The organism is Streptomyces sp. NPDC001231 (genome assembly GCF_042896885.1).
Lineage (GTDB): Bacteria > Actinomycetota > Actinomycetes > Streptomycetales > Streptomycetaceae > Streptomyces.
Window position 1 is genome coordinate 25,304 of sequence record NZ_JBIAXS010000015.1, and the last position, 16,473, is coordinate 41,776.

Genomic DNA, 16,473 nt, shown 5'->3' on the forward strand with positions numbered 1-16,473 from the left:
CCGCCGTACATCGTCGGCCGGTGTCACTTGCCGTGCCGGATCTCCACGTGCTTCGCCTCCGCCTTCTGGGCGCCCAGGCCCACGCTCACGGTCAGCATGCCGTCGGCGTAGTCGGCCTTGACGTCGTCCTCGTCCGCACCGGGCGGCAGCGACACGCTGCGGCTCATCGTGCCGTACCGGATCTCGCTGTGATCCTTCGTGATGTCCCTCTCGGTGCGTTCGGCCTGAACCGTCAGCACGCCGTCGCTGATGAATACGTCGATGTCCTCGGGCGACATGCCGGGAAGCTCCGCCCGCATCACGTAGCGGCCCTCCTCGGTGTAGTCCTCGATCCGGACCGTGTACAGGTCACCCATCGCGGGCATCGCGAACCGTGCCGGAAGGTTCTCGAACCAGTCAGGGATCTCCGGAAACGCGAACCTCTGCCTGCGTGTCAGTGTGGTCATCGTCGTGCCTCCTGAGCTGTGCCCCTTCCTGTGGGCACCTCCAGTTCAGCGCGCAGAACTCCGGGGCGCTGAGGCCGAACAGCCCATGCAGGTGGGTCTGAGGTCCCTTTCGTCCACCGCGGTCGCGGCCAGACTGGAACCAAGGCACCACGACACCGGCGGCGATCACCATGTCCGACGTCACGACCACCGACCTCTACGAAGTGACCATGGCCATGTCCTATCTCCGGGAGGACATGTGTGCTCCGGCCACCTTCAGCCTCTTCGTCCGCGACCTTCCTCCCGGTCGGGGCTTCCTGGTCGCCGCAGGCCTGGAGTCCGCGTTGGACTTCCTGGCCCGCTACCGCACGGAGCAGGAGGACGTCGAAGCGTTCGCGGACGCCCTGCGCCGCCCTGTCCAGGACCTCGAACCGCTCCTCGGCCTCTCCTTCGAGGGCGACGTTCGTGCGATACCGGAGGGCCATGTGGTGTTCGCCGGTGAGCCGTTGCTGGAGGTGACCGCCCCCCTGCCGCAGGCACAGCTCGTCGAGACGTACCTGCTGAACCAGCTCTGCCACCAGACGGTGGTGGCGTCCAAGGCGGCGCGCTGCGTACTGGCCGCCGCAGGCAGGCCGGTCATCGACTTCTCGCTGCGCCGCACTCACGGCGCGTGGGCCGGGCTGCAGGCCGCCCGGCTGGGCGCCCTGGTGGGCTTCGCCGGTACGAGCAATGTCGCCGCTGCCGCCTCCCTGGGCATCCCGGCCTCGGGCACCATGGCCCACTCCTACATCGAGGCCTTTCCCGGCGAGGAGGAGGCCTTCCGCGCCTTCGCGCACTGCCACCCCGGTCCGGTCACCTTCCTCGTCGACACCTACGACACCGAGGAGGGCGTGCGCGTCGCCGCCCGGGTCCTCGCCGATCTCCGGCGCGGCCCCGGCTGCGCGATCCGCCTGGACAGCGGTGACCTCGACGCACTCTCGCGGCGGGCACGCGCCCTTTTGGACGCCGCCCGGCTGGCCGACGTATGGATCGTGGCCAGCGGCGGACTCGACGAGTACGGAGTGGACCGGCTCATACGCGCCGGTGCCCCGATCGATGTGTACGCGGTGGGCACGCGTGTGGGCGTGGCGGCGGACGCCCCGTATCTGGACGCTGCGTACAAGCTCGTCGAGTACGACGGCCACCCGGTGATGAAGCTGTCCTCGGCGAAAGTCACGGCCCCGGGCCGCAAGCAGGTCTTCCGCCGCGCCGGACAGCCCGACGTCATCGCCCTGGCGCTGGAAGAACCGCCGGACTCCGCACAGCCGCTGCTGCGCACGGTCATGCGGGGTGGGCGTCGGACGTGGCCGCCGGACCACTGGCAGGACGCGCGCAGGCGATTCCGCGAGGACATTGCCGTTCTGCCTGGATCGGCACGCCGGATCAAGGGCCCCGAGCCGGTCCCACCGGTCCGGTCCCAGGCCCTTGAAGAGCTGACCGCCTCGGTGCGAACCGATATCGAAGCCCGCCTGGGCGCGGGGCATCGCGCCGCGCCCCCGGACACGGCGGTGCCCCACCCCTCCGTGCTCTCGGTCCGCGCGCAGTGACAGGCGTTTGCAGCGGAGGGCCGGCAGGCGCGTCGCGGGGACCAATGGCCCCTGGCAGATCCCTCCTCCCAGGGCCTTCCACGGAATCGGCGGCACCTCTCCGTGCCACCGCATAGAGGAGGCGAGAGCGATGTCCGCTCCCGCACCAGCGAAGAACAACGACCGGGCCGTACGGAGTGCCGGCTCCGAAGTCGGCGGCACCTGGATGCGTGCCCTCGTCGGCGACGAGATCGTCGTACGCGGAACCGCAGCCGGGGCCATCGCCCGAGACGGCGAGATTGTCCATCCGGCCACACCGGCGGTCGCCGCGAAGTCCCGGCCCTCGGGCGGAGTGGCGATGGTGCCACGTGCGTCGAGCCACACCCTCCCGGTGGAGGCAGGCCCGCACCGGCGCGACGCCCGTATGGCTGCCTTCCCAGTCGCTCCAGCGCACCAGCGCACCAGCGCAAGCCCGACTGCGCACCGGTTCGGTCCGACCGTGCGTCCGTCAGCAGGTGCGCGGTGACGGGATGCAGCCGCGCCAACTGAGTCTCCCGTGTATGCATGTAGTGGCTGTGCACTGCCCGCCCGGCACCCCCACGCCGCCAACGGCAGCATCACGAGAGCGACGGCCGTCAGAACGACGCGCAGTCTGCGCTCCAGCCGGTCCACCAGCGCCGTCGGGCCGCGCGACGACCACTTACCAGGCGGGCCGGCAGTAGGCCGATGACCGGGCGTCTGCGGTGTCCGCATGGCACGGCCCTCGCTCGGGAGCCGTCACTTCCGTCTGCCTTTTCACCGTCCGCGCCAAAAACCCGCCGGATATGGGTCCCACGGGTCCTCTTCAGGTGCCGTTCGGCCACAATGGGCTGGGATACTTCGGGGTGGGTGCGAGTCGGCAGGGGAAGGGGCCCAATTACCCGGAGCCGCGATCGAACGGCAAACGGCCCTGCCTCCGAGGGGCCGGCCGAGTAACCACCCGAGTGAAAGATCAAAGGCCGTGGATCCGGCGGCCGCTGATCTCTGCCGGGACGACGCGGATCCACAGGTTTCGGAGACCGCCGGCCCACGGCTCGCTGCCGGGCTGCTCAGCGAGGCGTTGGGCTTCAGGATCGGTGACGTGCTCGGCGGTGCCGGCGATCAGGACGCTCCAGCCGACGCTCCGGCTCTCGTCGACGTGATCGACTTGGAAGGAGACCTCGCCGCCGGGTTCGGCAACCGCGGCACCTCGGGGATCCGTGCGGTAAACGACCGTCATGCCGTCAACCACGTAGTTGACCGGGAAGACGCCGGGCCCCGGATGGGCGGGCAACGCGATACGCCCGATCCCATGGGTGCCGAGCCGCTCCCAGCATTCCTTGGTGGTGAGCTTCATGAGCACAGGGTGCCGAGCCGCTCCGCCCTGGCCTGCGGGCACGTCGCTTCGGCCTTCGAGCAACTCCTGGTAGGTCATCCCCAGAGCGGCGGCGACCCGCAGGAGGCCACCGGGGTCGAAGTCGGCCCCGGACTCGATCAGGTGCCGGAAGTAGCGCGGCGACATGCCTGCCTGGCCCGCCAACTCCTCCTCCGTGAAACCGAGATGCGCAAGCCGCACCTCAATGCGACGCATGAGATCGCGATCAGCCCGACCTGCGGTGTCCTCATTCACGATCGCCTCCCCGAACCGATGGGGCAGTGAATCTCGCGGTCATTGGCTCGAGTCTGGATTGTCCGCTCCGACGATGATCCTGATATACAAGGATATCTTCAGACCGGATGTCCACGCAGCGTGACGGAGCTGCATTCGATTCATCTCGCCTGTCTCGATCCGCGCGATGGGCGTGTCGGGGGTCTCCGGCTTATTCGTCGTCATCGTCGACCAGCCTCCCTGTCACCGGGCGGCGCTGGTCGTCACGCTGTTGAAGCTGACCGCTTCGCGCAGAGGTGCGGCCCGACCACTCGGGCACAAGTGTCTGCCGGGTGAGGTTGTCGATCGCGTTGACGGTGCCGAGAGCGATGGTGAGAAGGGTCAGCCGGTCCCGCTCCTGTCGCCTCCCGGTGAGCCGCCCGATACGGCGACGACTGCCGGTGCCCTCGGCACGCCCACCCACCGCTCCACCCGCCCTCACGTCGTCTCGCGCATCTTGGGGGTCAGGATTCCGCAAAACACCCGACATCAGCGCAAGGAAGACGTTAAAGGTCGTTCTGGGTCACGTGCGTCCTGCTACACCGGAAGACGCAAGCAGGAGGTGCCCACGATGCCCCACTACCTCGTCAGGGGACTCGCCGCGATCATCGCCGCTCTCGTGGCGCCGCTGGCGGTCTGCGCGGTATTGCTGCCCCTCCGCGCCGGACTGGCCAACACCGTCGTCGCGCTGATCCTGGTCGTGGTCGTCGTCGCCGCAGCGGCCCTCGGCCACCGCCTGGCCGGCGTCCTCGCCGCCCTGTCCGCGGCCGTCTGGTTCGACTTCTTCTTCACCGTCCCCTACCAACGGCTCACCATCAGCAGCCCCGCCGACATCACCACCGCGGTCGTGCTGCTCACCGTCGCCCTGGCCGTCTCCCAACTGGCGGCCCGCGCCCGACGCCTGAAGGTCGTCACCATCACCGACGCCGACTACCTCGCCCAGCTCCACCACGCGGCCCGCCTGGCCCAAACGGCGACCTCGCCCGACGCGGTGGTGGAGTGCGTACGCACCCAACTCGTCGACCTGCTCCACCTGCGCGGCTGCCGCTTCCAGTACGGCACCCTGCTCGGCCACGCCCCCCGCCTCGAAAGCGACGGCTCCATCACCGTCGGCCGCAAGACGTGGGACGTCGACCGCCTCGGCCTGCCCGACCAGGACATCGAGCTGCGCGTCTTCGCAGGCGGCCACTTCCACGGCCGCTTCCTCCTCCAGCCGACGCCCGGCCACACCCCGCCCCTCCAGGCACGCCTGGTCGCCGTAACCCTGGCCGACCAGGCCGGCGCGGCGCTGCAGACCATCTGGAGGGAAACGGCACCCCGCCCCTGAGACGGCTGAGTTTGTACCGGATCACCCTCCCGAGCCCCTGACCTGTCCGCGCCCTAGTCCTAGTCGCCACCGTCGTCGTCCTCGTCGAGTTCGACCGCCTCCGGGTCGCGCAGGGGCCAAAGCCCGCCCGCCAGGGTGGACGGGGTGAAGCTGTAGCGGCCCAGGACGTTGAGATTTTTGTGCTTGAGCGGGGACAGCCGGGCGATGTCCACGTCCCTGATCTCGTGGCCCTCGGCGCGGCGGCATGTTCGCCATCGCCGAACTCATGCCGCACCTGATCGAACGCGGCATCACGCTGTCCTCCTCCCAGGTCCACCGCCTGGTCTCCGACACCCCGGAACGGCTGTCCCTGCCGGTGCTGGCCACCCTCTGCGACATCCTCGACTGCACGCCCACCGACCTGATCGCCACCTCGGCCCAGAATCTCCCGGCCCGCCGCGCCGCCGGCGAAGAGGCGCCGATCAACCTGGCCGCCCGCCGACCCACACGGGTCCGACTGACGCCCGAGGGGTGAGCCGTGACGCCTGAGGAATACGAGCGGTGGCACGTCCGGAACTGCGCACGCTGCGGTCGCCGGGCGGCGAAGTCGGCGGAGTGGTCGGACGGCCCGATCTGCCGGACCTGCTACGAACGTGCGATGCCCATCCGCGGCCACTGAGCTGGCTGCCGAGCCGACCGGCTTCTGCCCGGACAGCCGATGAACCCGGCCAGTCTCCAGGCCCACCTGCGCGAGATCGGTGTCCCTCCACAGCGCGGCAGGACTTCCGCGATCCGCCAGCTCGTCCTCCAGGCCTCAGCCCCCGTCATCGCGAAGGCCCTCGGCTACCACGACGACGAGACCGCCACACGGCTGGTTACCGAAGCCGGCGGAACCTGGAGCCGATACGCCCCCGGTGACCACTCACACTGACCTGGGCGACGTGGGTGCTCTGGCGGGCCAATCTCCCGGGACCGGTGCCATGTCAGTACCAGGTGGCATGCTCTGCCGCCATGAACAAACAGCAGTTCTTCATCGAGGGCAACGCTCGCGTACGGGTTGTGCGTCAGGTGCGCAACGAGCCGGGCGCCGGGCCCGGTACCACCTGCTGTCCTTCCTGGCCCTGTACATCGCCGCGAAGAAGGACACGACCCTCGCCCCGCTCCTCACCCTCGACATCACCCGCACCGACCCGGCCATGCTCAAGCGGCTCCTCGGCCTCGGCGTGCCGATCGCGTTCACCTACGGCGCCGAGGCCGGCTTCTTCTCCGTCACCGCCCTGATGACCGGCTCCTTCGGCCCCGACGCCCTTGCCGCCCCCACACCGCCGTCAACCAGCTCGTCTACATCGTCCTCCAGGTCGCCGTTGGCCTGTCCCACGCGGCATCCATCTACGTCAGCCGCAAACTCGAACTCTGTAACCACGAGGCGGCCCGCCGCATCAAGAACACCGCCCTCGCCTGCGCCGCCGCCGTCATGACCTGCGTCGGCACCGTCTACCTCACCCTGCCCAGGCTCGTACTGGCCCTCTCCGCTTTCACCTCGGTGGGCAGCAGCGCCCGGTACTCGAACCGCCCAGTGCGGCGCGTGCCGCGGCGCAGGACGCCTTCCCGTTCGCGTTCCTTCAGCTCCCCGGTGATGTGGAGTTCCCGTCCGCCGACCTCCACGTCGATGTCCTCGCGCTTGATGCCGGGCAGTTCGCATTCGATCGTTCACGCCAATCTCGCCGACGGCATCCTCACCGTCACCGTCCCCAAGTCTCAGGCAGCCAAGCCCCACCACGTCGAGGTCGAGGGGTGAACCATCGTTCCTACTCGGGCACGATCGACGGGTGCGGACGACTGACTCTCGATCCGTACCCGTATGACCGTGTGGTCACCAGCGGAAAGGTGGCACGAGAACGTGGTACGACACCTGCCGCACATCCCTGCACCATGCAACAACGCCCCGCCCACGATGACCGGCAGGCGCGGAACGCATGCCCGGCCGACTGGCCGGCTCTCGGGTCAAGGTGTCTAAGCACGATGACCGATGCCGGGCCCGGATGGTCTCCGCGAGGTCACCGGAGTCTTCCGCACACCGGTGATCTTCGTGTCGAGGCGTGGGCGCCGACGCGCGAGGAATGCATCGTCGAGGCAGTGCGGGGCATGGTCGGCAGCTTCGCCGAACTGCCTCCAGGTGCTTCCATGGTTACCCGGGAGTGCGTGGTGTCAGCCGAGGACGACGGCCGGATCCTGGCTGCCGTGCTCGAGGAAGTCATCTACCGCATGGACGCTGCGGACGAGCTTCCTGCGGACGCCACGGTGACGCCGGAGCCGGGCGGGGTACGGGTGCGATTCAGCATGGCCGACAGTTCGACGGCCACGCAGACCGGGGCCGTACCCAAGGCGGTCGCGTTGCATGGGCTGCGGCTGGCCCGGGATGCGCACAGGTGGGCCTGCCGGGTGACGCTGGATGTGTGATGTCCGTCCCGGTGTCCTGCGCCGGAACGGCTCGCCGAGGAGGCCGAACCGACATGGACATCCGGCTGGTGGCGGAGGGACCCTGGCGGTTCCGCATCGAGCAGACCGGCGCCATGCGCGCACCCGGAGTTGTCCTCTCGCCACGGGAGCTGCTGCCGGACGAGCCCGGCGATCAAGCCCTTCAGCAGGTGGCCAATGTGGCCACGCTGCCGGGCATCGTCCGCGCCTCGTACGCCATGCCCGACATCCACTGGGGCTACGGCTTCCCGATCGGCGGCGTGGCAGCGACCGACATCGCCCACGGCGGGGTCATCTCGCCCGGAGGCGTGGGCTTCGACATCTCCTGCGGGGTACGCCTGCTCACCGCGCACGTGGACCGCACCGCCCTGCTGCCGAAGCTGCCCGTACTGATGGACCGCCTGGACGTGATGATCCCGCGCGGGCTCGGGCGCGGCGGACTGTGGCACCTGGCGGGCCGGGCGCAACTGCACGAAATCCTGTGCGGCGGTGCCCGGTACGCCATCGAGCAGGGCCGCGGCGTGCCGCGCGACCTGGAGCGGTGCGAGGACGGCGGAGCTGTCGACGACGCCGATGTCACCCAGGTCGGGGAACGTGCGCTGGAGCGCGGCGCCGGGCAGGTCGGCAGCCTGGGGTCGGCCAACCACTTCCTGGAGGTCCAGGCAGTCGACGCGATCTACGACGAGCCGTGCGCGCGAGCGTTCGGCCTGCGCCCCGGTCTGGTGTGCGTCATGATCCACTGTGGCTCGCGCGGTCTGGGCCACCAGATCTGCGCCGACCACGTGCGGGCCATGGACACCGTGATGCGCCGGTACGGCATCGAGGTACCCGACCCGCAACTCGCCTGCGTACCCGTCGACTCGCCCGAAGGTCGCGCCTACCTGGGTGCGATGGCCGCGGCTGCGAACTTCGCCCGCGCCAACCGCCAGCTGCTGGCCGAAGCCGCCCGCAGCGTCTTCCTCGAGGCCACCGGCGCGGGCCTGGACCTGCTCTACGACGTCTCGCACAACCTCGCCAAACTGGAACGCCACACCGACAACGGTGCCGCCCAGCACCTGCTGTGCATCCACCGCAAAGGCGCTACCCGGGCCCTGCCACCGGGCCACCCCGACCTGCCGGACGCACTCCGCCCCTTGGGTCAGCCGGTGTTCGTGCCCGGCACAATGGGCACCGCCTCGTACGTCATGACCGGCAGCACCGGCAATCGGGCGTTCGACTCCTGCTGCCACGGCGCGGGCCGCGTCTGGAGCCGACACCGCGCGCACCGCGAAATGTCCGCCGGGCAGTTGCGCCGGGAGCTGGTCGACGCGGGGGTCGCTGTGCGCCCCGCCTCCTGGAGGAGCATCACCGAGGAGGCACCAGAGGCGTACAAGGATGTCGACGCCGTCGTCCGGGCGAGCGAACACAACAACCTGGGCCGCCTTGTCGCCCGCCTGGTGCCGCTGGGCGTCCTCAAAGGCTGAAAACCGCCCCGAACGGCACACCCAGGCGCGCACCAGCAGCGTGTCCGGGACCTCGGGTTGGTGCAGGCAAGCAGCCACGGTGTTGTCGGGAGCGGCAGCAGGACCCGCACGGCCGCCTCCACCGTACCGCCCGTGCTGATCATGTCGTCCTCGAGGACCGCCGGCCGTCCGACAACGTCACCGACCACTCACCGGCTTGCGCGCTCGTGCCTGACACGCAGGTCTTGCGCAGCACGGTAACGGGTCGCCGTAGTCGTCCGGCGTAGTGCTCGGCCAGTTTGACGGCTCCCAGAGGCCGGAGTCTGGGCGCCGCCCGTCGGCGGCAGGCCTGATGGGGCGGCGAGGAGCGGGACCACACGCCCCGTATCAGCACTGGCGACTGCTCACTCGCACCTTCAGCTCTCCCGTGCAGCCTCCGCCTACCCGGGAAACAGTTGGACCTTGCGCCAGGCTTGACCCGGCGCTGCCAAGTTGTTCGACCAAGCGCCCTACTCGCGGCGCAGCACGACTTTGAGTGCTCCCGTACTGGTGCCGCTGCCGAACACTTCGTAGGCGTCCTCCATGTGGTCGAGGCCGAAGGTGCAGGTGACCAATCGGGAGACGGACAGGTGCCCGAACCTCATCAGCTCAAGCAGCCATGGCGTGGAGGACGTATCCACCTGGCCCGTACTGATCGTCACGTTCTTGTGCCACAGGAACTCAAGGTGCAGCGTCGCCGGTTTGCCGTGCGTGCCGATGTTGGCGATGTGCCCTCCCGTGCGGACGGCGCGCGTGCACAGTACGAAACCGTCCGGGTCGCCTGATGCTTCGATGACCACGTCCGCGCCTGGTCCCTCGGACAGTTCGGCGATCATCGTTCCCGGTGACTCAGCGGCATCCACCCCCGCACGGACGGCGGCCTCCAGCCGGGCCTTGGCCGGGTCGACGACGACGATCCGGCGAGGCGAGTAGAGCCGCGCGACAAGCGCCGTGGCAAGACCGACGGGGCCCGCGCCCATCACGACGACGGTGTCTCCCGGGCACACATGTCCATTGCGGACCCCGACCTCGTAGGCGGTCGGGAGGAGTTCGGCGAGCAGCACCATGTCATCGAGCGGGAGGTTGGACGGCCGCAGGGTGGTGGAGTGATCAGCGAACGGCACGCGCACCAACTCCGCCTGGGTGCCGTTGATCAGATTCCCCAGCATCCAACCGCCGCCCCCGCGGCACTGTCCGTACATGGCGTCGCGGCACTCCCCGCAATGACCGCAGGCTGAGACGGGACGACACGATCACCTGGTCGCCGGGACGGAGGTGGTGAACTTGGCCACCGGATTCCATGACCTCCCCGACGGCCTCGTGACCGAGCACCGTCCCCTGCTTCACCTCGGGAAAGTCTCCCCGCCGGATGTGCAGATCAGTGCCGCAGACGGTGGTGGCGTCGACGCGGACGATCGCGTCGGTCGCCTCCTCGATCACGGGGTCCGGGACGGTCTCCCAGGAGGCGTGTGCAGGACCGTGGTAGACGAGCGCTCTCACGGTGGTCACTCCCTCGCTCCCCCACCTCTACGGTCACCCCCGCGGTACTGCCGGGCAACACGGCCCGCACACCTTGCCGACTCCATGGCATCTCAGTTCCGCTCCATGTAGGGGCGGCGAAATGCGGGGGCCATGACCGGTGCCCCACAGGTGTACGACGGTCAGTGCCTGGGCGGCCGCGGATTCCAACGCGCCACTGGTGTCGGCACGGCCTCGGACCATGACTCTTCCCTGGCGGCCATCGCGCCGGCCATGGCGGGACCGGCGTCGGAAGCATCAGGTTCACACGTACTCAGGCGGGCGACGGACACGTCTCCCGGCACCTGGCATGGCAGTCGCGACCGGCGAGGTAGCGGCGCACCAGCCGCTCGGTCTCCGTCATGCAGTCCTCCGCAGCCGGCGAGTGGACCTGCGCGAAGCTCGCCTCCCATCGTGCCGACAGCGCGACCCGCGACCTTGTTCGTCCACATCGCGGCCACGGGGTCCGCCCGCGTGGCACGCGGCCAGGTGCCGGCGCGAAGGACATCGCCCACGACAGCCCCTGCCCGTACCAGGTGGAAGAGGCGGCGGTCCTCCGGCATGCGGTGCATCACCACGAGTGTTCAGGCACCTCCGCTCAGGGCTGCTGAACTCGCCAGGTCCAAGTAGACGTCGGGGGCGAACCAGCGGTTGAGGGTCGGCTCGCGCTCACACAGGCCCGGCGCGCCGCGACCGTGTTGCAGCCCGGGAATCCCAGATCGAGGATTCTTGAGCTTCTGGGCCCGGCCGCCGCCGAAGAACAGCGTCGCGGTACGGATCCCGCACACCCGGCCCGCCACGCGGCGCGAAGGCTGGGCTCAGCCATGAGGAACGACGGCGACAGGGCAGCGTCCGTGATGAATGGCGGCCTGCGCCACAGGCCCGAGACGGGGCACCAGGCCGGCACGATGCCGACGCCGGCCCAATACCAGCACAGCAGCTCCCTCGCCGGCCTCCACGACGGCCTTGGCGGGACTGACGAGACGGATGCTGTCGGCCACGTCCACCTGTGGGTACTTCTCCCGCCACGAGTGCAGCTCTCCGCTCAGCTGCTCGCGCGCACCCCGCGTCATGTCTTCGCTGATGTGGTGGTCCACTCCCCGGGGCACACGTACGTGGAGCGGCACGCTGCGACCGTGGACGGCGAGGAGGGGGACACCCCTGGCCGCCGCGGTGTGGAAGGCGAAGTCGAGCAGGTCGTCCGAGGATCCGTGCAGTTTCAGGGCCACAACGACACGGCTCGCCGGCGTCGGTTGTCTCCGCTCCGGGCGCTCGGCGCGCACCAGCACCACGGGCCGCTCGGCCCGCGCCACGACAGGCATGCTGACGTCCCCGAGGAAGTAGCTCTCAACGGGCTCGAGCCCCCGGGAACCGAGGACGAGCATCTCCGACTCCGAGGCCGCTTGGAGGAGGGCGTGCTGGGCGTCGTCGGCGACCAGGTTCCCGACGACTGACAGGCCCGGATGGCGCGCTTGCAGCTCCGCCTGCGCCGTATGGACGAGACGCTTCGCCCAGTAGTTCTGATCGACTTCGGCGGGGACCCGGGTTGGTTCCGGTGCCAGCAGCGGCCACGCGTGCAGCAGCCGCAGCGCGAGCTTGCGTCTCACTGCTTCGTCCGCGGCCCAGCGGGCAGCGGCCAGACTCTCGGGCGAGCCGTCGAGGCCTACGGTGACGACTGGTGGCATGGCGGCGGCCTCCGTCTCGTAAGAAGCTGGAGAGGACGGTGAACGGGTCCGGGACGTCGCCTGCATGCCGGGCGCGATGAGCTTCTCCCATTCGAGGATCCCCCGGCCCCGACCGCGGCGCATTCGGACCCGCGGAGGAGCGATCGGAGCCGTGGAATCCGCCACGAGAGGAGAAGGGCGCGGTGAGGATTCCCCTGGTGGTGGGCGTGGACGGATCCAAGTCGAGCCTGGAGGCAGTCGGATGGGCAGCCGACGAGGCGGACCGGCACGGGATCCCGCTCCATCTCCTGCACGCGGCGGCCGGTGAGCAGGAAGCGTCCGACGTGATCAGCGCTGCCTCGGCGCGTGCCAGGCAGGATGCTCCCGCGGTGCGGTTGTCCAGCGAGGTCTCGCACGAGGATGCGGCCTCCGCACTGGTCGACAAGGGACGCAATGCCTTCGCGCTGGTGCTGGGGTCCAGGGGGCACGGGGACCTTTCCGGCATGCTCCTGGGCTCGGTCAGCCTCGCCGTGGCAGCGCGTGCCGACTGCCCGGTCGTCGTCGTCCGCGGCAGCCCGGAGCATCGCGCCGCCCGGTTCGGGAATGTCGTCGTGGGAGTCGAGGACGGGGAGGGCAGCGGCACGGCGGTGGACTTCGCGTTGCGCGAGGCCCACGTGCGGGGCTGTCGACTTGTGGCGGTACACGCCTGGAGCGCACCGACCGGTGCCTGTACGACACCGCGGGCCCCGTCGTGGTTCCTGGAAGCCCACCGGCGTCCGCCGGCGCAGGTGCTCGACGACGCCCTGCGTCGCCCTGCCGAAAGGTATCGGAACGCCTCGGTGAGCCGGCAATTGATGGAGAAACCGGCGCGCCGTGCCCTGTTGGAGGTCGCGTCGACGGCGGATCTGCTGGTCGTGGGCGCCCGGCGCCAACTTGTGCATTCGGGCTTGCAGTTGGGCCTGATCAATCACGCGCTGCTGCATCACGCGCCGTGTCCCGTCGCCGTCGTGCCGCAAAGGTGACCGCCACGGGACGAGAGACGGACCGTCACCGGCCTCCTTGGGCCGATCTCCGGTCCCAGCAGGGACTTCCGGCCCGGTGAGGGCAGACCGCTGTCGTTCCATGGTGAGAAGATCAGGGGACGACCAGCGGCCTGCTGCTGGAGGCCGACCACCTGTTTCTTCACCTCAGGTGCGGGTGGGTGCGTCGCCGGGGCCGTCCGTGCGGTGGGCAAGGTTCCCGGAGACCGACACGACGCCGTCGACGCCACGGCACAACTGCTCGATGACGGGAATCAGACTCCTGGACTCCACGGTGCCGGCGAGGGTGACCCGCCCGTCGCGCACTTCCGCGGTCACGTCCCGTGGATCGATCCCCAGGGTGCGCCGCAGCAGATCTCCGGTGATCTCGTCGCTGATGGCCTCGTCGCGGCGTAGGAAGATCCGCAGCAGGTCACCACGGCTGACGATGCCCAGGAGCCGGTCCGCCTCGTCCACCACAGGAAGCCGTTTGACGTGCTGGGTCTCCATGAGGCGGGCGGCCTCGACCACGGTCCACTCCGGCCGCGCGCACACCGCGGGAGCGGACATCAGTTCCTCGGCCCGCGAACCCTCGGCCTTGGCCCGCTCCCAGGCCTCCAAGTGCGGGATCGGGGTCCTCCCCGATGGGTCGGCCTGGTCGGTGGTCTTCCGCAGCAGGTCGGCCTCGGACACCACACCCATCGGGCGGTCCAGCTCGTCCACGACGGGAACGGCGGTGACGTCGTTCTCCTCCAGCAACCTGACGAGCTCCTTGAACGGCGTGTCACGCCGCGCCCGGACGACATCGCGGGTCATGAGTTCCTCGACCGTTCGGTGGTGCATGGTGCCTCCCGGATACGGGCCGCCCACCTCGCGGACGGGGACCTCTCGCTTCGTGCGGCGGTGTGTCGAACGCGGCAGGTTGGATACAGCACCATTCTGCGGAGGGGGCAGCGCTCATGCGAGCTCACCTCGGCGACCAACTGGTCATCGAAAGCCCGGCGACCGGCGCCGCGAGGCACGACGGCGACACTGCGTGGCGAAGGCATCGATCTCTCACCCGCCGGGGCCAGGCACTGCTGCCCGCAACTGCGGAACCTCGGCCCGGAGGATGCATCACTCCGGCCCACCAGTAGCTCCACTGAGCCGGGACTCGACGTCCACCACGCCCTCCAGCCCGCGCACGAGGCGCTCGGCAACCCAGATGAGCGAGGTGTGGTGGACGGGCCCACGGAGCGTGACGGTCCCCTCCCGCACGGACACATGGATGGCATGGGCGTGCAGGGGAACAGGTAGGACACCACCGTGCGGCGGATCTCCTCCTCGATGTCCTCGTCCGACCGCAGGAACGCTTTCAGAAGGTCACCGCGGCTGACGATGCCACACAATGTGCCCTCGTCATTGACGACGGGCAGCCGCTTGACACGATGCACGGCCATGAGGCGAGCCACCTGAGCCAGGGTGGCGTCCGGGTGCACCATGACGGCAGGCTGGCTCATCACCTGCTCGGCTGTCATCCCCTCCGCCTTGGCCAGGTCAAACCGGCGGCGGATCCGCTCGAATCGGGTGAGCCCGCGGTCTCGGAACTCCTCCTTGGGCAGCAGGTCGGCCTCGGACACCACACCGACGACCCGCCCTTCCCCGTCGACGACCGGTACGGCACTCACATGCAGCTCGTCCATCGCCCGCACGATCCTTTTGAACCGCGTGTCGCGCCCCACGGCGACCACGGGTGCCGTCATCACGTCACTCACGATGTGCGGAGCAGTGACAGGCATGTCCTCGGTTCCTGGAGGCGTGCCGGACGAGTTGACCGAGCCATTGCCTCCAGCATCACCGCGACCGGGTCTGCTGCAAACCGGCCGGAGACGCACAGGTGCGGACCCGATGGCGTGTCGCGGCGCCGTGCAGGCAGTGGACGGTATTCATAAGAGGCTCTCGGCAGCCGGGTGACGAAGGCGGTGACGGCGATGGAACTGCCACTGGTCGTGGGTGTCGACGGATCGGACTCCAGCCTGACCGCGGTCGACTGGGCCGTGGGCGAGGCGGCACGGCACGGACTGCCCCTCCACATCGTCCATGCCTCCCTGTGGGAGAGCCATGGGGGAATCCAGCCGTTGTTCAGCACTGACCGCCCTGCCAAGGAGGTTATGGCTGAGCACGTCGTCGCTTCCTGCGTGGAACGGGCCCGGCGTCGCAATCCCGAGGTGAAGGTGTCGGGCGAGGTACTGCCCGAGGACGCCGTGTCCGTGTTGCTCCGTGCTGCGCCCGAGGCCTTCGCGCTCCGCCTTCCCGTACAACGGCGAACTTCTCGACGCGGTCCGGGACCGCCTCGCCCGGCCCGAGGACCTGAGCGGCAACGAACCGCAGCAGTTGACGCACCTGCTGGCGGGGTGGGGCGCCCAGGCAGCGCTGACGTTGCCCGTGTTGTGCGCGGCGCTCCCGCACTTTCCCGGCCAGGCCGCCCAGGCCATCTCCTCCGTGGCCGCCGACTGTGCTCCGGAGGACCGCGCTCGGGCCGTCACCTCGCTGCGAGCGCGGGCCGAGCAGGGAGTCCTCCCCGCGGAGAAGGCCCTGTACGACCTCGTCGGCGAGACCGCGCCCCTTCTGCACTGCCTCGAACAGGAACTCCGGCTTGGTGCCGGTCAGCTCAGGGAGGCCGCCAAGACGGCCGGTGCGCTCGGTCCCCGGGGAGCGGCGCTGGCGCCGGTCCTGCGTGAGGCGCTCAGCGGCCCCGAGAACTACACCACGCCCGCCCTGGACAAGGACACGGAACTCGCCGAGGCTCTGTGGCGCGTCACGGGGGAAGCGGACGAGGCGGTCGCCGTGCTGGACTCGGTCTTCGCCCGCGCCGAACAGAACCCTTGGTCCCGGTGGTCAGTGGCGCGGGCCGCCCGCACGACGGCCCTCCTCGGCCCCGCGGCACGGCCGCTCGCCGCCCGCCTGGAAGCCGCACTCGACGATCCGGCGGCGGCGCCGGCCTCGGTGGTGGCACTCACAGCCGTGGCGGAACCCGACTCACTGGACCGCACCGCGCTCGCCGCGGCCGCCTTGCGGTCCGCCGAAGTGGACGCCGATCCAGCGGGTGCCGTCGATGCGCTGGAAGCCCTCGGCCCCGACGCTTTGACCGGCGACCACCTGCGCCGACTCGCCGTCCTCGCCGACGGCGACGCCCGGATCGTCCGCTCCGGAATCGAAGACCAAATCATCGGCCAGGACACCGTATTCCGAAGGCACGCCCAAGAGCTCCTCACCACCTTCACGGCCGCAGATCCCTAACCTGCCGGGCATCGTCGGGCGTCGCCTCGATATCCGAGGCAGGCGGGCGCGCACCGCCCGGGACTGTGAGCG

13 protein-coding genes and 4 pseudogenes are annotated in these 16,473 nt (G+C 69.8%); 9 read left to right on the forward strand and 8 right to left on the reverse strand.

All coding sequences use genetic code 11. The features are described 5' to 3' along the window. Positions 1–23: 23 nt before the first annotated feature. Positions 24–446, reverse strand: a complete 423-nt coding sequence (locus ACFY3J_RS19485; protein ID WP_384180563.1) for an Hsp20/alpha crystallin family protein — start codon at positions 444–446, stop codon at positions 24–26. A gap of 170 nt (positions 447–616) precedes the next feature. Between ACFY3J_RS19485 and ACFY3J_RS19490 the strand changes: the two genes are divergently transcribed. Then, positions 617–2,011, forward strand: coding sequence for a nicotinate phosphoribosyltransferase (locus ACFY3J_RS19490; protein ID WP_384180565.1), 1,395 nt, complete (start codon positions 617–619; stop codon positions 2,009–2,011). A 970-nt stretch (positions 2,012–2,981) separates the two neighbouring features. On the opposite strand, the gene ACFY3J_RS19495 is transcribed toward ACFY3J_RS19490, so the two are convergent. Continuing rightward, a complete protein-coding gene (locus tag ACFY3J_RS19495) occupies positions 2,982–3,638 on the reverse strand; it encodes a helix-turn-helix domain-containing protein (RefSeq protein WP_390841339.1) in 657 nt (218 codons plus the stop codon). A gap of 589 nt (positions 3,639–4,227) precedes the next feature. On the opposite strand from ACFY3J_RS19495, the gene ACFY3J_RS19500 reads away from it, so the two are divergent. Further along, complete coding sequence (locus ACFY3J_RS19500; RefSeq protein ID WP_384180571.1) at positions 4,228–4,983, forward strand: DUF4118 domain-containing protein; 756 nt, start codon at positions 4,228–4,230, stop codon at positions 4,981–4,983. Positions 4,984–5,042: 59 nt separating this feature from the next. On the opposite strand, the pseudogene ACFY3J_RS19505 reads toward ACFY3J_RS19500, so the two are convergent. Beyond that, positions 5,043–5,222: pseudogene (locus ACFY3J_RS19505) on the reverse strand (hypothetical protein); the annotation flags it as partial. Between the two features lie 5 nt (positions 5,223–5,227). Between ACFY3J_RS19505 and ACFY3J_RS19510 the strand changes: the two are divergent. Together ACFY3J_RS19510 and ACFY3J_RS19515 are read left to right on the forward strand one after the other, a co-directional pair. Continuing rightward, positions 5,228–5,497: a helix-turn-helix domain-containing protein gene (locus ACFY3J_RS19510; protein WP_384180573.1), complete on the forward strand. Its 270-nt coding sequence runs from the start codon at positions 5,228–5,230 to the stop codon at positions 5,495–5,497. Positions 5,498–5,680: 183 nt separating this feature from the next. After that, positions 5,681–5,893 carry a hypothetical protein gene (locus ACFY3J_RS19515; protein ID WP_384180575.1) on the forward strand — a complete coding sequence of 71 codons (213 nt, stop codon included), beginning with the start codon at positions 5,681–5,683 and terminating at the stop codon, positions 5,891–5,893. A 563-nt stretch (positions 5,894–6,456) separates the two neighbouring features. Here ACFY3J_RS19515 and ACFY3J_RS19520 read toward each other — a convergent pair. Continuing rightward, complete coding sequence (locus tag ACFY3J_RS19520; protein WP_390841340.1) at positions 6,457–6,627, reverse strand: hypothetical protein; 171 nt, start codon at positions 6,625–6,627, stop codon at positions 6,457–6,459. A 357-nt stretch (positions 6,628–6,984) separates the two neighbouring features. Between ACFY3J_RS19520 and ACFY3J_RS19525 the strand changes: the two genes are divergently transcribed. Then, positions 6,985–7,422 (forward strand): archease, encoded by a 438-nt coding sequence (locus tag ACFY3J_RS19525; RefSeq protein WP_390841341.1) that lies wholly within the window; start codon positions 6,985–6,987, stop codon positions 7,420–7,422. Positions 7,423–7,475: 53 nt separating this feature from the next. After that, entirely contained in the window at positions 7,476–8,903 is a 1,428-nt protein-coding gene (locus ACFY3J_RS19530) for an RtcB family protein (protein WP_390841342.1), read from the forward strand. Between the two features lie 488 nt (positions 8,904–9,391). On the opposite strand, the pseudogene ACFY3J_RS19535 reads toward ACFY3J_RS19530, so the two are convergent. Together ACFY3J_RS19535 and ACFY3J_RS19540 are read right to left on the reverse strand one after the other, a co-directional pair. After that, positions 9,392–10,421, reverse strand: a pseudogene (locus ACFY3J_RS19535) (alcohol dehydrogenase catalytic domain-containing protein). Between the two features lie 836 nt (positions 10,422–11,257). Next, positions 11,258–12,124, reverse strand: coding sequence for a universal stress protein (locus ACFY3J_RS19540; RefSeq protein WP_384180606.1), 867 nt, complete (start codon positions 12,122–12,124; stop codon positions 11,258–11,260). 182 nt (positions 12,125–12,306) lie between these two features. Between ACFY3J_RS19540 and ACFY3J_RS19545 the strand changes: the two genes are divergently transcribed. Next, positions 12,307–13,125 (forward strand): universal stress protein, encoded by an 819-nt coding sequence (locus ACFY3J_RS19545; protein WP_384180608.1) that lies wholly within the window; start codon positions 12,307–12,309, stop codon positions 13,123–13,125. Between the two features lie 165 nt (positions 13,126–13,290). On the opposite strand, the gene ACFY3J_RS19550 is transcribed toward ACFY3J_RS19545, so the two are convergent. Both ACFY3J_RS19550 and ACFY3J_RS19555 read right to left on the reverse strand, forming a co-directional pair. After that, on the reverse strand, positions 13,291–13,965 hold the full coding sequence (locus ACFY3J_RS19550) for a CBS domain-containing protein (protein WP_384180610.1): 675 nt from the start codon (positions 13,963–13,965) through the stop codon (positions 13,291–13,293). Positions 13,966–14,238: 273 nt separating this feature from the next. Next, positions 14,239–14,900 (reverse strand): annotated as a pseudogene (locus ACFY3J_RS19555) (CBS domain-containing protein). Between the two features lie 192 nt (positions 14,901–15,092). On the opposite strand from ACFY3J_RS19555, the pseudogene ACFY3J_RS19560 reads away from it, so the two are divergent. Beyond that, a pseudogene (locus ACFY3J_RS19560) lies at positions 15,093–15,329 on the forward strand (universal stress protein); the annotation flags it as partial. Between the two features lie 52 nt (positions 15,330–15,381). Beyond that, positions 15,382–16,401 (forward strand): hypothetical protein, encoded by a 1,020-nt coding sequence (locus tag ACFY3J_RS19565; RefSeq protein WP_390841343.1) that lies wholly within the window; start codon positions 15,382–15,384, stop codon positions 16,399–16,401. The last annotated feature ends 72 nt before the right edge of the window (positions 16,402–16,473 follow it).

What these genes read in the sequence shown, in the direction of transcription:
- ACFY3J_RS19485 (WP_384180563.1), bottom strand. Translation starts at nt 446, where the DNA reads ATGACCACACTGACACGCAGGCAGAGGTTCGCGTTTCCGGAGATCCCT.
- ACFY3J_RS19500 (WP_384180571.1), top strand. Translation starts at nt 4,228, where the DNA reads ATGCCCCACTACCTCGTCAGGGGACTCGCCGCGATCATCGCCGCTCTC.
- ACFY3J_RS19525 (WP_390841341.1), top strand. Translation starts at nt 6,985, where the DNA reads ATGACCGATGCCGGGCCCGGATGGTCTCCGCGAGGTCACCGGAGTCTT.
- ACFY3J_RS19540 (WP_384180606.1), bottom strand. Translation starts at nt 12,124, where the DNA reads ATGCCACCAGTCGTCACCGTAGGCCTCGACGGCTCGCCCGAGAGTCTG.
- ACFY3J_RS19550 (WP_384180610.1), bottom strand. Translation starts at nt 13,965, where the DNA reads ATGCACCACCGAACGGTCGAGGAACTCATGACCCGCGATGTCGTCCGG.
- ACFY3J_RS19510 (WP_384180573.1), top strand. Translation starts at nt 5,228, where the DNA reads ATGTTCGCCATCGCCGAACTCATGCCGCACCTGATCGAACGCGGCATC.
- ACFY3J_RS19490 (WP_384180565.1), top strand. Translation starts at nt 617, where the DNA reads ATGTCCGACGTCACGACCACCGACCTCTACGAAGTGACCATGGCCATG.
- ACFY3J_RS19530 (WP_390841342.1), top strand. Translation starts at nt 7,476, where the DNA reads ATGGACATCCGGCTGGTGGCGGAGGGACCCTGGCGGTTCCGCATCGAG.
- ACFY3J_RS19515 (WP_384180575.1), top strand. Translation starts at nt 5,681, where the DNA reads ATGAACCCGGCCAGTCTCCAGGCCCACCTGCGCGAGATCGGTGTCCCT.